General features: G+C 70.2%; 11 protein-coding genes and 1 pseudogene. 8 read left to right on the top strand and 4 right to left on the bottom strand.

From position 1 onward, the window contains the following. Positions 1–5: 5 nt before the first annotated feature. Positions 6–935 (top strand): formylglycine-generating enzyme family protein, encoded by a 930-nt coding sequence (locus AC07AB_RS07020; RefSeq protein WP_478561262.1) that lies wholly within the window; start codon positions 6–8, stop codon positions 933–935. A 9-nt stretch (positions 936–944) separates the two neighbouring features. Here AC07AB_RS07020 and AC07AB_RS07015 read toward each other — a convergent pair whose 3' ends face one another. After that, positions 945–1523: a TetR/AcrR family transcriptional regulator gene (locus AC07AB_RS07015; protein WP_478561259.1), complete on the bottom strand. Its 579-nt coding sequence runs from the start codon at positions 1521–1523 to the stop codon at positions 945–947. Between the two features lie 292 nt (positions 1524–1815). Here AC07AB_RS07015 and AC07AB_RS07010 point away from each other — a divergent pair, with 292 nt between their 5' ends. Next, positions 1816–4131, top strand: a complete 2316-nt coding sequence (locus AC07AB_RS07010) for a glycoside hydrolase family 3 C-terminal domain-containing protein (RefSeq protein WP_478561256.1) — start codon at positions 1816–1818, stop codon at positions 4129–4131. Between the two features lie 1288 nt (positions 4132–5419). Here AC07AB_RS07010 and AC07AB_RS07005 read toward each other — a convergent pair. Together AC07AB_RS07005 and AC07AB_RS07000 are read right to left on the bottom strand one after the other, a co-directional pair. Then, positions 5420–6088, bottom strand: a complete 669-nt coding sequence (locus AC07AB_RS07005) for a response regulator (protein WP_478561253.1) — start codon at positions 6086–6088, stop codon at positions 5420–5422. After that, positions 6052–7350 carry a sensor histidine kinase gene (locus AC07AB_RS07000; protein WP_478561250.1) on the bottom strand — a complete coding sequence of 433 codons (1299 nt, stop codon included), beginning with the start codon at positions 7348–7350 and terminating at the stop codon, positions 6052–6054. Before AC07AB_RS07000 ends, AC07AB_RS07005 begins: the two co-directional genes overlap by 37 nt. A 289-nt stretch (positions 7351–7639) precedes the next feature. Between AC07AB_RS07000 and AC07AB_RS06995 the strand changes: the two genes are divergently transcribed. From AC07AB_RS06995 to AC07AB_RS06980, 4 genes are all read left to right on the top strand, one after another. Continuing rightward, positions 7640–8455, top strand: a complete 816-nt coding sequence (locus AC07AB_RS06995; RefSeq protein ID WP_478561247.1) for an AfsR/SARP family transcriptional regulator — start codon at positions 7640–7642, stop codon at positions 8453–8455. Positions 8456–8542: 87 nt separating this feature from the next. Next, entirely contained in the window at positions 8543–8707 is a 165-nt protein-coding gene (locus AC07AB_RS06990) for a hypothetical protein (protein ID WP_478561244.1), read from the top strand. Between the two features lie 329 nt (positions 8708–9036). After that, complete coding sequence (locus AC07AB_RS06985; RefSeq protein WP_478561242.1) at positions 9037–9774, top strand: ABC transporter ATP-binding protein; 738 nt, start codon at positions 9037–9039, stop codon at positions 9772–9774. After that, the gene (locus AC07AB_RS06980) at positions 9768–12227 is read left to right on the top strand and encodes an ABC transporter permease (protein WP_478561239.1); all 2460 of its coding nucleotides are present in this window, start codon (positions 9768–9770) and stop codon (positions 12225–12227) included. The genes AC07AB_RS06985 and AC07AB_RS06980 overlap by 7 nt, the downstream gene beginning before the upstream one ends. 198 nt (positions 12228–12425) lie before the next feature. On the opposite strand, the gene AC07AB_RS06975 is transcribed toward AC07AB_RS06980, so the two are convergent. Continuing rightward, a complete protein-coding gene (locus AC07AB_RS06975; RefSeq protein WP_478561236.1) occupies positions 12426–13034 on the bottom strand; it encodes a TauD/TfdA family dioxygenase in 609 nt (202 codons plus the stop codon). A 10-nt stretch (positions 13035–13044) separates the two neighbouring features. Between AC07AB_RS06975 and AC07AB_RS06970 the strand changes: the two genes are divergently transcribed. Together AC07AB_RS06970 and AC07AB_RS06965 are read left to right on the top strand one after the other, a co-directional pair. Next, on the top strand, positions 13045–13419 hold the full coding sequence (locus AC07AB_RS06970) for a transposase (RefSeq protein WP_478561233.1): 375 nt from the start codon (positions 13045–13047) through the stop codon (positions 13417–13419). An 89-nt stretch (positions 13420–13508) separates the two neighbouring features. After that, positions 13509–13706, top strand: a pseudogene (locus tag AC07AB_RS06965) (IS3 family transposase); the annotation flags it as partial. Positions 13707–13712: the final 6 nt, after the last annotated feature.

Here is a 13712-nt window from a genome sequence, read left to right as displayed (position 1 = left end):
GACGGATGGAGACGTCAATGGACTGCTGTACACCGAGATCCGGGCGCGGCGCTGCCGGGCCGCTGCCCGAACCGTCCGCGCGCCGGCCGGAGCACGCTCAAGTGCGCTTGGCCGGCGGGGAGTTCCAGATGGGGGACGCCTTCGGTGAGGGGTATCCGGCGGACGGTGAACGGCCTGTTCACACGGTGCGTGTCGCCCCCTTCGCCATCGACGTCACCGCGGTCACGGTGGCGATGTTCCGGGTCTTCGTGGAGGACAGCGGGTACGTCACCGTGGCCGAACGGGAGGGCAGCTCGGCGGTCTTTCACCTCGCGGTGGCCGCCGGGCGGGCGGACATCGCCGTGGCCGACCCGGCCGTCCCCTGGTGGCTCGACGTCCGGGGCGCCGACTGGCGGCACCCGCACGGCCCGCTGTCCGACGCGGAGGACGAGCACCCCGTGGTGCACGTCGCCTGGGAGGACGCCGTCGCCTACTGCGCGTGGGCGGGCCGGCGCCTGCCGACGGAGGCCGAGTGGGAGTACGCGGCCCGCGGGGGCCTCGAAGGCAGGCGGTTCGCCTGGGGCGATGAACTGTTGCCGGACGGCGAGTGGCGGTGCAACATCTGGCAGGGGCGCTTCCCCTACGTGAACACCGGTGCCGACGGCTGGCTCGCCACCGCGCCCGTACGGACCTACCCGCCCAACGGATTCGGCCTGTACGAGGTGGCCGGGAACGTGTGGGAGTGGTGCGCCGACTGGTTCGCACCGGACTACTACGCACAGTCCTCCGCGGTCGCCCCCCGGGGACCGCGGAGCGGGAGCCGCCGGGTGATGCGCGGCGGCTCCTACCTGTGCCACCACTCCTACTGCCACCGCTACCGGGTGGCCGCCCGGTCGGCCAACACACCCGCCTCCAGCAGCGGAAACTGCGGGTTCAGGACGGTATCGGCCGAGTGACCCCAGGGCTCAGGCGATGAGCATCCGCCACACGCGGCGGACATGGCCCGCCATGTCGATCGACGGGTCGCTCAGCCACTGCAGCATGATGCCGTCGGACGCGGCGATGAGTGCGGAGGCGGTGAAGCCGGGATCGACGTCGGCGCCGACGCGGCCCTCGCCTGCCTTTGCCGCCACGTATGCGGCGATGGTGGCGCGCAGCAGGTCGAAGCGTTCCCTGAAGTAGGCGTGGGCCGGATGGGCCGCGTCGGTCGAGGCGGCGGCGAGGGTGACGTACAGGCGGGCACGGGCCGCGTTGGTGGCGGTGGCCGTCAGAGCCAGGGCCAGGAACTCGCCCGGATCCCGAACGGCGTCGGGGGAGTCGAACCGGATCTGCGCCGCCCGGTCGCTGGCGCACAGAACCTCCGTGAGGAGGTGGTCCTTGGAGTCGAAGTAGTGCATCAGGCCCGTGAGGCTGCTGCCGCTCTGCGCGGCGACCGCCCGCAAGGTCGTGTTCCGGTCGCCTTCCCGGCCGAAGATCTCCAGCGTGACCCGGAGGATCTCCTCCCGCTTGGCCACGCCCTTGGCGTACGAGTTCTTCGCTGTCACCGGGTCAGTTTATGGGCGGGGATCACTCCGCGGATGGGCTGCCTCTTGCCAGCAAAAACAGTACGCCGTACTGTTTTGCGGTGTCCGCGCCATCCGCAACCGTCCGCGAGGGCCATCAGGTCCCTCGGGGTGGCTGCGGCCCTGGGCGTCAGAACCTGGCCCCCGGCGAGCGGTTTTTCACGGACCAGCGCCCCTGTACCTCCGCTTCTCCCGCGAGACCGGCCGCACAGTTCCTCCCCATCCGCGCCGCACGCGTGCTGCCGGACCCTCACGCACCAGTAAGGAGCACACAGTGGCCGACGCCCCGAAGGCGACCTCCGCCACCACCGAAGCCACGCAGGAAGTGGCAACCCGGCTGACCCTGGACGAGAAGGCGCGCCTGACGACCGGCGCGAGCTGGTGGACCACCGAAGCCGTCCCGCACGCCGGCATCCCGGAGATCCGCCTCTCGGACGGGCCGCACGGACTGCGCCTGCAAAGCGATGAGCAGGCCGATCACCTCGGCATCAACGCCAGCGCCCCCGCGACCTGCTTCCCGCCCGCCGTCACCCTGGCAAGCACCTGGGACACCGACCTGACCGAGCGTGTCGGCCGCGCACTCGGCCGCGAGTGCCGCGCCCACGGCGTGCACGTGCTGCTCGGCCCCGGACTGAACATCAAGCGCAGCCCCCTGTGCGGCCGCAACTTCGAGTACTACTCCGAGGACCCCCTCCTCAGCGGCGTGCTCGGCACCGCCTGGGTGAAGGGCCTCCAAGCCCAAGGCGTCGGAGCCTCCCTCAAGCACTTCGCAGCCAACAACCAGGAGAGCGGCCGCATGTCGGTCAGCTCCGACATCGACCCCCGAACCCTGCGCGAGATCTACCTGCCCGCCTTCCGTCGCGTGGTCACCGAGGCCCGGCCCTGGACGGTGATGTGCGCCTACAACCGCCTCAACGGCGTCCACTCCTCGCAGAACCACTGGCTCCTCACCGACCTGTTGCGCCACGAATGGGGCTACGAGGGCGTCGTCGTCTCGGACTGGGGTGCCGTCCTCGACCGGGCCCGTTCCCTCGCCGCCGGACTCGACCTGGAAATGCCCTCCTCATCGGGTGTCGGCCCCGCTCGTCTGGTCGCCGCGGTGAAATCCGGCGAACTCGACGAGAAGACCCTGGACGTCAGCGTCGCCCGCGTCGCCGAACTGGCCCGCAAGGCGACGGCCCACGCTCAGCCCGTCGCCGACTACGACCGGGACGCCCACCACGCCCTGGCCCGCGAGGCAGCCACCCGCGGAGCCGTGCTCCTCAAGAACGACAATGAGCTGCTGCCGCTGGACCCTGCGGCGGACACCCGCATCGCGGTGCTCGGCGAATTCGCCCGCACCCCCCGCTACCAGGGCGCGGGCAGCTCGAAGGTCACTCCCACCCGGCTCGACGACACGCTCACCGCCCTGGCCGCCGCCGCGCCCTCCACACGAATCGAGTTCGCCCCCGGGTTCCCCGTGGAAGACCCGGGCGGTGATGCGGCAGCACTGCGGGAGGAGGCCGTGCGCACCGCGCGGGCAGCGGACGTCGTCCTTCTCTTCCTCGGACTCCCGCCGAGTTTCGAATCCGAGGGATACGACCGCGATCACCTCGAACTCCCGGCTGAACAGATCGAGTTGCTGGCCGCGGTAACGGACGTCAACCCGAACACGGTCGTGATCCTCGCCAACGGCAGTGTCGTTCGCCTCTCCGGCTGGATCGACCGCGTGCCCGCCGTCCTGGAGGGCTGGCTCCTCGGGCAGGCCGGCGGTGCCGCCACCGCGGACCTCGTCTTCGGTACGGCCAATCCGTCAGGACGTCTGGCCGAAACCATCCCGCTGCGCCTCGCCGACACACCTGCGTTCACCGACTGGCCGGGAGAGAGGGGCCATGTCCGATACGGAGAGGGCCTCTTCGTCGGATACCGCCACTACGACGCACGCGAACTGGTGGTCTCCTATCCCTTCGGCCACGGACTCTCGTACACCACTTTCGACTACGCCGACCTGCGGGTGACCCAGGGCGACGCCGGTCTCGACGTCACCGTGGCGATCACCAACACCGGCCCGCGTGCGGGACACGAAGTCGTGCAGGTGTACACGCGTGCTCCCGGCTCGCAAGTAAGGCGGCCGGTAAGGGAATTGCGGGCATTCTCCGCCGTCCTCCTCGCGCCGGCCGAGACCCGTGACGTCACCCTCCACATCGCCCGCGCGGACGTCGCCCACTTCGACATAGGCGCCGACGCCTGGCTGGTCGAAGGGCTCGACTACGGCGTCGAGGTCGGCGCCTCCAGCCGGGACATCCGTCTCACCACGACCGTCGCGATCGACGGGGACCCACATGTCGACGCCCTGGACGCCGACTCGACCGTCGGCGAGTGGCGCGTGCACCCCGTCGGGGGGCCCGCCGTCGAACGTCTCCTGGAACGAGTACGGAAGACCATGGGTGACGCGTACCCGCAGGACGGCAGTTCCCGCTCCCGGATGATCGCTGACATGAGGCTCAGCCAACTCGCCAAACTGCCGATCGTGCCGTTGGGCTTCGCCGACATCGAGGCTCTCCTCGCGGTCGTTCGACACGAGCCCGTGCGGCCCTCGCGCGACGCCTGACGGGTGCGGGCCGCGCCGATCTCCCGAAGTGGGCATCGCCGGGACAGCCGCGGTGCGGGTGATGCCGCGCGACTGTGACGCTCATGTGATGCTCCGGGCCCCGAAAGGACGCCAAGTCGGCCGAGGAATCGGCCCTGAACTGCAGTTTCTGTTACGCCGCCCTCTGTGACATCTTTCCGATGACGCACCATGTGGAGTGCGTGGCGATTCTGAAACCTGCCGCAAAGACAATCTGACCTGCGAGTTTGTGGGTTGCGCCCTATGTGCCGTGTGGGCGCTACGGGCGATATCTTGACGCTGGAATGACGCTCTCCGAGGTGTCTTGACGCTCATATGACGCTCGTCCTGATGGGGCGTCAGCTATGTTGAGCGGCTTGCCAGATGGCCTGATGGTCAACCCTGTTAGGTGGGATCACCGAGAATTTTGCGGGGCGCCCGGGCGGTCATGCCTGGCTACATGCTCGGGTGCCCAACAGATTCTTCGTCTGTTGGTGGTATAGAGGCAACGCATCGCTGACCAGCGCAAACAGTGCCTGTCGCGGCTTTGGCAGGATTACTGGCCCGGATATGGTCCGGATCTTGACCGATGTGGTCCTTCGAGCGGGGTGGCCGCCCTGCGCCACGCGGCGGTCGGAGCCGAAAAGGAGGGGGAGTGTCGCCCACTGCATCCGCTCGCACACTGGTGTGACATAGCCATCGGCCGATACCGCCCTGTATGCCGAAACCCGCACGCTGCTGGCGTAGAGCGACAATCCGCTCCCCGTGGCCGCGTGCGGTGGTGGCCATTCGTCGTGAGCTATGGCGGTCCCACATGGCACATGTCGTAGAAACCGTCCATGGGCGTCCAGTTGATCCAGGGTGAGCGCGTAAGTCGAGGTCAGAGCCCTGTGATGTGACTGCGTCCGCGGGGTTGGTAACCCGCCCGTGATCGCTTGTGATCGCTTGTGACAGGTGAGGACCCCCGTCGGATCGCTCCGGCGGGGGTCCTGCGTAGACGGGGACCTGATACGACGACGCCCCGCTGGCTTGCTGCGGCGGGGCGTCCTCGTGCAGATATTCCGTTGATGTTGCGGGCGTCAGGCACTCAGGCCGAGCGGGTGCCAGTCCGAGAAGTCGAGGCTCTCCTGACCAGGGCCGGGGGTGCGTCGAGACTTCCGAGGCGGTTTCGGTTCCTTGGTTGCGTAGGCAGGTACGGGCAGGATGCTTGAGAGGGTGGACACGAGATGGGGCAGCACCTCTGGCCTGTCTCATAGGCCACACGGTAGCCCGGGTACGCCCACGCCACCGGTCAGGCCCGCAGGTATGTGAGGACGGCCAGCACCCTGCGGTGGGTCTCGTCCGCCGGAGGCAGGTCCAGCTTGGTGAGGATGCTGCTGATGTGCTTGCCGATCGCAGCCTCGGAGACTGTCAGCTCCTTTGCGATCGCGCCGTTGGACTTGCCCGCCGCGATCAGCGTCAGCACCTCGCGCTCGCGCGGCGTGAGCCGCTTCAGCGGATCGCGGCGGCGGCGCAGCAGCTGGCGCACCACCTCCGGGTCGACCACCGTCCCGCCGTTCGCGACCTCGTGCAGTGCGTCGACGAACTCCTCGACCTGGCCGACGCGATCCTTCAGCAGGTAGCCAACCCCCGAACCGTCACCGGAGTCCAGGAGCTCGGAGGCGTACGTCCGTTGCACGTACTGACTGAGGACCAGGACGGGCAGCGCCGGCCGCTGCTCGCGCAGCCGCACGGCCGCGTGCAGACCCTCGTCCTGGAAGCCGGGCGGCATGCGTACGTCCGTCACCACGATGTCGGGCGCGTGCTCCTCGACCGCAGCGACCAGCGCCTCCGCGTCCCCGACGGCCGCCACCACCTCGTGACCGCAGCGGCCGAGCAGGCCGATGAGTCCTTCCCGCAGCAACACGCTGTCCTCGGCCAGTACTATGCGGAGCGATCGGCTGCCTCGGTCAACTCGCAAGGAAACTCCACACGTAACAGGGTCGGTCCGCCCGGCGGACTGGACAGGGCGAGTCTGCCATCCAGAACCGACACCCGGTCCGCGAGACCGGTGAGTCCGCTACCCGCTGAGGTGTCCGCACCGCCCCGGCCGTCGTCGCGCACGTGGAGGAACAGGCGGCCGTCGCGGTGACCGCCGCTCACCTGCGCACGGTCGGCCCCGCTGTGCTTGGCGACGTTGGCGAGCGCTTCGCAGACCACGAAGTACGCCGCGGACTCGACCGCCTGGGGCAGTCGGCCCGGCAGTTCGAGGTCGACGTCGACGGGGACCATGGAGCGGTCCGCGGCGTCGGCGACCGCGGCCTGCAGGCCGTAGTCCGCGAGGACCTTGGGATGGATGCCGTGGATGAGCTCGCGCAGCTCCGCGAGCGCCTTGCCTGCCTCCTCGTGGGCCTTGGCAAGCTGGTCGGCGAGTGGGCCGGGCGGTGCGTCCAGCCGGGCCAGGCCGAGGGCCATTGTCAGGGCTACCAACCGCAGTTGGGCACCGTCGTGCAGATCGCGCTCGATACGGCGCCGCTCCGCCTCGAAGGCGTCCACCAACCGGAAGCGGGAGCTGGCCAGTTCGACCACCCTGGCACCGAGTTCGCCCTCGCGGGAGGCGATCAGCAGCCGGGTCAGCTCGGCGCGGGCGCCCGCCGCAACACCGAGCGCGTAGCAGCACAGACCCATGAGGAGCAGGCCCAGCACGGCGACGCCGAACGCGGTCGGCCACGTGGTGACGGTCCACTGCTTGAGCACCTTCGTCTCGTCGCCACCGCCAACCGTGGCCATCAGCAGCGGGGCGGAGACCATGGACAGCGGGAACAGCAGCGCGACCGTGACCGCCAGAGCGTCGAGCGGCCACAGCAGCCCGGCGAACAACAGCGCGTACCCGAGCTCCCGCCAGGTCGCCTGCTCGCGCAGGCGGGTGGTCAACCAGGTCCACAGTCCCGGCGCGGTCGGCTCCTGGTGCTGGCCGGACGCCGGTTCATGGTCGATCAGGCGCAGCCTGCGCCGCTCCAGCCAGGCCACCGGAATCCCGCTGAGGGCGACTACGACGAGCAGGGGAAGCCCGACCAGGACGACGGTGAGGACCCCGCAGACCGCGGCAACCGTCACGATCGCCACCAGGGCGGCCACGCCGGTCACCGCGCCGGTCAGCAGATATGCGACAGAGCGCCAGGGCCAGACCGACAGTAAGAAGTCCGGCCGGGACATGGCCTGCCACACATTCCGAGGGTGCATGGGGATCACCGTAGGAGGGCGAACCTGCGCGGCGCCATCGGCCCAGGGCGTGGATCGGGGGTAGGGCCAGCCCCACCCCCGTACCGGACCGGGAGATCACGGGCTCGGGCAGCGGCCCCTGAAGGTCACGAGGCGTAGGCCGCAGGACGAGCCACGCAGGGCGCTGCCAACGAGAGACGCGGGTTCGTCACCTTCTGGCGCATGTCATGACCGGCGTCCCGGCGTTCCAACATTCCGAACCAGTTGCGGCCGCTTGTGCAGGCGCGGTTGAACAAAGTGGGGGGTTTACATGAAATTCCAGCTTCTCGGTCAGGTCGAGGCGAGAGACGGGGCGCGTCGCATCGCGCTGTCGGGCTCCAAGGTGCATACGGTTCTGGCCGTGCTGCTGCTCGCCCATGGTCGAGTGGTGAGTGACGAGAGGCTGAGTGAACTGCTGTGGGGGTGGGACCCGCCGGCCACGTGGAACGCTCAGATCTACACCTACATGTCGAGACTGCGAAAACTCCTCGGCCCCGGGGTCGACCTGGTACGCCGCCCTCCTGGCTACCAGTTGGTCGCCGACGGGGCGCACGTCGACGTCGTCGAGTTCGCGCGGCTGGAGCGGCTCGGGCGCCGGGCGTTGGCGGAGCGGCGGTTCGCCCAGGCCGCCGACACGCTCCGGCAGGCACTCGACCTGTGGCAGGCACTCGACCTGTGGCAGGGCTCGGCGCCGGCCAATGTCACGCCGCATCTCACGGAGGTGGAGCTGCCGCAGCTGGAGGAGGTCCGGATGAGCGCTCTGGAACACCGGATCGAGGCGGATCTCGCGCTCGGCCGACATGGGCGGCTGATCTCCGAACTCACCCGGCTCGTCAGCCGCGATCGCAGGGAGCAGCCGGATCGCCGTGGAACCCGAGGCGGCCATTGCCGTCATCGAGGCCTGCGGACGGCTGCCGCTCGCACTACGGGCCGCGGCCGTCCGGCTCTCGGCCCGGCCGCACTGGCCGATGACGCGGCTCGCGCGACGCCTGGACGATCAGGCATCTCTTCTCGCGGAGTTGAGGGTGGGCCCGCTCGATGTACGGCGGACACATTCCGCAGCGCTGCGGCAACGGCTGCTGGATGAACAGGAGTTGATGAAACGGATCGCCTTGGGAGCGGGACGGGAACTCACCGCAGTGGGGCCGCGCTGCTTTTCGGGCTGCCCGAGGCCGTGACTGAGGAGTTCCTGGATCGGCTGGTCGAGGCGTCGTTGCTGGAGGCATGTGGCATCGACGCCACCGGCGCGCCCCGCTTCCGCTTCCATCCCTTGCTCCGTCTTACCGCAGCGAGCCTGGAGGAGTCCCGTGCGGGGAGAAAGCTGCTGCGGGCGGTCTGAGGCGGGCTGTCCTCTGGGGACTTGTCACGGTGGCCGCAGCTCGGGGTGAGCTGGATTTACACCGTGGGGTAGGTCTGGCCCTACCTCAAGTCTCGTCCCTGCCGCACTGCGCCGTGAGGGGCTCTTGCGATCTGGTGGAGGCATCAGGAAAACGAGGAGGGACGCCACGCGCCCGGGTGTGCCCGGGCGGCAGTCGGACACAGGGTCCTGCGACGGCAGGCACCTGCCGCGCCGTCCCGGGTGCCCAGGCCGCTCCGACGGCGCCGTCTCCCGAAGTTCCGTCCCGCTCAGATGCGGGGGAGGACCGACACCGACATGAGTAGGAACAGATGACCGACGATGCGATCCAACTGCGCTCCGTGACCCGGAGGTACGGCTCCGGCGGTACATCCGTCACCGCCCTCGACCAGGTGTCGCTCGGCTTCCCGAAGGGCACGTTCACCGCCGTGATGGGACCGTCCGGCTCGGGCAAGTCGACATTGCTGCAGTGCGCCGCGGGCCTGGATCGGCCCACCTCCGGCTCGGTCACCGTCGGCAGGACCGAGCTGAGCGGGCTCAGTGAGACCAAGCTGACCCTGCTGCGCCGCGAGCGCATCGGCTTCGTGTTCCAGGCGTTCAACCTGCTGCCCTCGCTGACCGCCGAGCAGAACGTGGCCCTGCCGCTGCGGCTGGCCGGCCGCCGCCCCCCGAAGGCCCGGGTCCGCGAGGTGCTGGAGCAGGTCGGACTGGGCGAGCGGGCGCGGCACCGGCCGACGGAGATGTCCGGCGGCCAGCAGCAGCGAGTCGCCCTGGCCCGCGCTCTGATCACGCGCCCCGAGATGCTGTTCGGCGACGAGCCGACCGGCGCGCTCGACTCGCAGACCAGCCGTGAGGTACTCGCCCTGCTGCGCGGCATGGTGAACCGCGAGGGCCAGACGATCATCATGGTCACCCATGACCCGGTCGCCGCCTCCTACGCCGACCGTATCGTCTTCCTCGTCGACGGCCGCGTCAATGGCGAGCTGGTCGGCGCCTCCGCCGAGGACATCGCCGGGCGCATGACCAAGCTGGAGGCCGTGCCGTGCTGAGCACCGCCCTGCGCACCCTGCGCACCCGCTGGGTCACATTCGTCGGCAGCTTCGTCGCTCTCTCGCTGGGCGTGGCGCTGATCGCCGTCATGGGACTGGCCCTGGCGTCCTCGCTGGACGCACCCGACCGCAAGCCCGAGCGGTTCGCCGCGGCACCGGTCGTCGTCAAGGGCATGGACACCCTGCGGGTGCCCACCTCGATCGGCGACCGTACCCAGAAGCTCGCGCAGCCGCGCGCCGTACCCGACAACGTGGTCGCGAAGCTGGAGGGCCTCGGGACCGTCGTCGAGGACCGGTCGTTCGCCGTACGGGCCCAGGGCGGCCCCAGCGATCTGGTGGGCCACCCCTGGTCCACCGCTGCCTTCGCGCCGTACCGGCTCGACGCGGGACGCGCGCCGAAGGCCGCGGACGAGGTCGTCGTCAGTGGCAACTGGGCCCGGCCGGGCACGCGAGTGCGGACCGACGTCGGCACCGTACGGGTCGTCGGCACCGTGGCAGGACTCGGCTTCGAGAACGCCGTCTTCCACACAGACGCCCGTGCCGCCCAGTTGGCGCCGCGCAGCGTCCAACTCGTCGTCGACGCGGACGCGGCTGCCGTATGCGAGGCGGTGCGCGGCAGCGACGGCGTCCAGGTCCTCACCAGCGACGCGCGCCGGTACGCCGACGCCGATCCCGACCGGGACAGCGAGGCCCTCACCGCGATGAACGCCATGTTCGGCACGGCCGGTGGTGTCACCGGGTTCGTGTCGGTGTTCGTGGTGGCGTCGACCTTCGCGTTCACGGTCGCCCAGCGCCGCCGCGAGTTCGGGCTGCTGCGCACGGCTGGGGCGACTCCGGGGCAGATTCGCCGCATGGTCGTCTCCGAGGCCCTCCTGATCGGTGTGCTCGCCTCTGCGGCCGGCTGCGTGCTCGGCTCCTACGGGGCGCCGAAGCTCGCCGAGTGGGCGGTCGACGAGGGCCTCGCGCCCCGCTGGTTCACTATCGGCGACTACACCTGGCCATACCACCTGGCCTTCTGGACAGGCCTGCTCGTGGCGCTGTCCGGAGTACTGGCCGCGTCCTGGCGCGCAGGGCGCACCGGCCCCACCGAGGCGCTGCGCGAGGCGGCCGTGGACACCCGGACGATGACGTGGGGCCGCTGGCTGTTCGGCGCCGGTCTGCTGCTGACCGCCGTCGTGACGCTGGTCCTGGCCCTGGCGACCGATCCGAGCGGCCTGCTGCACCGCAAGACCTACGTGAGCCGGCCCATGCTGTTGATCACCGCGGTGGCGCTGCTCGCGCCGGTGCTGGTGCGCCCGCTGACCCAGCTGATCGCCTGGCTACCGGCCCAACTGCCCGGCGCCACTGGAATGCTGATACGGGAGAACGCCGCCGCCGGCGTCCGGCGCACAGCCGCCATCGCGGCGCCCGTCCTGGTCACGGTCGCGCTGGCAGGATCGCTACTGGGCGCCACCGCCACCCTCAACGAGGCGAAGGCCACCGAGGTCCGCGAGCAGACGGCCGCCGACTTCGTGGTCACCCCTGCGGGCGACACGGGCTTCGACAACTCGACTCTGAAGAAGCTACGTTCCGTGCCCAGCACTGAGGTCTCCGCGACCTCGTCGAGCGCCGTGTACGTCCTGGAGGAGGGCGCGGCGCTCATCAAGTCCGAAGCCCGCGCCGCCGCCGACCCCCGCCTGCTCGCCGACACCGCCCGACTGCCGCTCGCCGCCGGGAAGGTGAGCGACCTGGACGACGACTCGATCATCGTCAACGAGGAGTGGGAGCGGCACGCCGTGGGGCAGAGCGTGGACGTGTGGCTCGGCGACGGCACGAAGAAGTCCCTGAAGATCGTTGCGGTCATGACGATCGGCACCGGCAACAACGGCGTCTACGTCACGCCGCGCAACGCTCCGAACGCGCCCGTCGACCGGGTCGACGTACGCCTCGCGGACGGCGCCGACGCGGCTGCCGTGGCCGCCGGACTGCGGGACGCGGTCCGGGCGTCGAGCGGGGAGGTGCTCACCAACGAGCAGTGGGCGCAGACGATGTACCCCGAGACCAACCGGACGACCCGAATGGGCTTCCTGCTGGTCCTCGGCATCGCCCTGCTGTACACCGGCATCTCGCTGGCCAACACCATGGTCATGGCGGCCTCCGACCGGGTCCGCGACCTGGCCGTGCTGCGGTTGGCCGGGGCCACCAGTTGGCAGGTGTTACGGCTGGTGGGCGCCGAGGCGCTGATGGTGGTCATGGTCGGTGGAGTGCTGGGAGCGCTGGCCGCGGGGCTCAACCTGATGGGCATATGGAGCGCGCTGGGCCTGCTCTCGGTGTGGACGTCGATCGAGATCCCGTGGGCAACGCTCGGTGCGACCGTGGGCGCCTGCGCGGTGCTCGCCGTGGTCTCGGCGGTCACCGCGGCCAGCCTCTCCCTGCGTCGCAGGGCGGTGGAGTTGGCGGGTGTACAGGAGTGACCCGCTGAACCGGCGCCGGGCGGTCCCTTCCCCTTCCCGTCCGGCGCCGCCCCTGCGTCGCACGGCGACCCCCGTGGCCTGCGTCGGCTTTGTCCGGGTGAGGTGGCGCGGGCGCCCCTTTCGGCAGCCCGGCGGCCCCGGTCGTTTGGCCGCGGCCCATGAGTGACGGCCGGGGGTGTGTCCGGTCCGGCGCCTTCGTCAGGCAGCCGCCGGAGCGGACAGTTCAGCCATCGCCACCGCGATCTGCCGGGGGCCGGTGAACGACTCCCGGCCGTGTGCGGCCAGCATGTTGTCGACGATGAGCACGTCGTCGCGCTGCCAGCCGAAGCGAGTCGAAGCCGAGCGGTGGGCGGCCCGCAGGTGCGCCACCGTCTCGTCCGGGATGCGCCCGCCGTCGCCGAAGTAGGTGTTGGTGGGCAGGTTCTCGTCGGCGAAGATCTCCCGCAACCCCTCCTGGACCTCCGGCGCGACCGAGGTGAGGTGCCAGAACGTGGCGTGGTTGAACCACACCTCCTCGCCGGAGACCGGGTGAGTGTGCACCGCTGCCCGGATCGCTGTGGTCCGCAACCCGCCGTCCGCACGCCACTCGGCCGCGATGCCCTTGCCCCGGCAGTACTCCACGGCCGCGTCCCGATCGGTGGTGTTGAACGCCTCCTGCCACGGCACGACGAAGTCGGCGTGGAAGTTGCGCACTACGCGCCAGCCGCCGCGCCGCTCGAACTCCCCCCGCACCGCGGGGTCGATCGCCCGGTACACCTCGCGAATATCCGCGAGCGGGGTCGCCCCTTGGGTGTGCGCGGGCTCCACGCAGTAGAAGTTGGGCTTGATTCGCTTTGACGGTCATTCGAGATCAGGGGTTCAGCCCCGGGAGGATGTCCATCATGGAGAGCATGGGGAGAAGAAGTCTCGCCGCCCTCGCCGTTCGTTTACGCCGGGGTTCAAGGCCGAGATCGTCGGCCTGCGCCGGCGGGGTGACCGCTCGGGCGGGCAGGTCGCCGAGGACTTCGAACTGACCGAGACCGCGGTGCGGGACTGGGTGAAGCAGGCCGAGGTCGACGCGGGCGAGCGTAACGGGCTGAACAGCGGTGAGCGTGAGGAACGGGCCGCGCTGCGGCGGGAGAACCGCCGGCTGCGCGAGGATGTCGACGTCCTCAAGCGGGCCACGGCTTTCTTCGCGCAGGAGGCCCGGTGACGGTGCGCCCGTTCATCGAGGCGGAAAGCAGGCAGGTCACAGCGCCAAACGGGCGGGTGAGCTGATGAAGGTCTCCCGGACCGCCTTCTATGCCCGTCGCTCCGGCCTGCCCGGCCCCGTGCGGTGCGGGATGCCGAGCTGACCAAGAGATTGTCGAGGTCCATGCGAAATCGCGCGGAACCTATGGGGCCCCGCGCGTGCACGCCGTGCTCATACGCGAAGGTGCCAGGTGCGGCCGCCGTCGTGTCGCACGACTGATGCAGGCCGCCGGACTGCAGGGCCGGCACCGCAGA

It is taken from the genome of Streptomyces sp. NPDC044033, from assembly GCF_056434425.1.
This window is presented reverse-complemented; position numbering and strand designations above follow the sequence as displayed.

Coding starts and splice junctions, on each gene's coding strand:
- AC07AB_RS07020 (WP_478561262.1), top strand. CDS start 6: ATGGAGACGTCAATGGACTGCTGTACACCGAGATCCGGGCGCGGCGCT.
- AC07AB_RS07000 (WP_478561250.1), bottom strand. CDS start 7,350: ATGCACCCTCGGAATGTGTGGCAGGCCATGTCCCGGCCGGACTTCTTA.
- AC07AB_RS06995 (WP_478561247.1), top strand. CDS start 7,640: ATGAAATTCCAGCTTCTCGGTCAGGTCGAGGCGAGAGACGGGGCGCGT.
- AC07AB_RS06985 (WP_478561242.1), top strand. CDS start 9,037: ATGACCGACGATGCGATCCAACTGCGCTCCGTGACCCGGAGGTACGGC.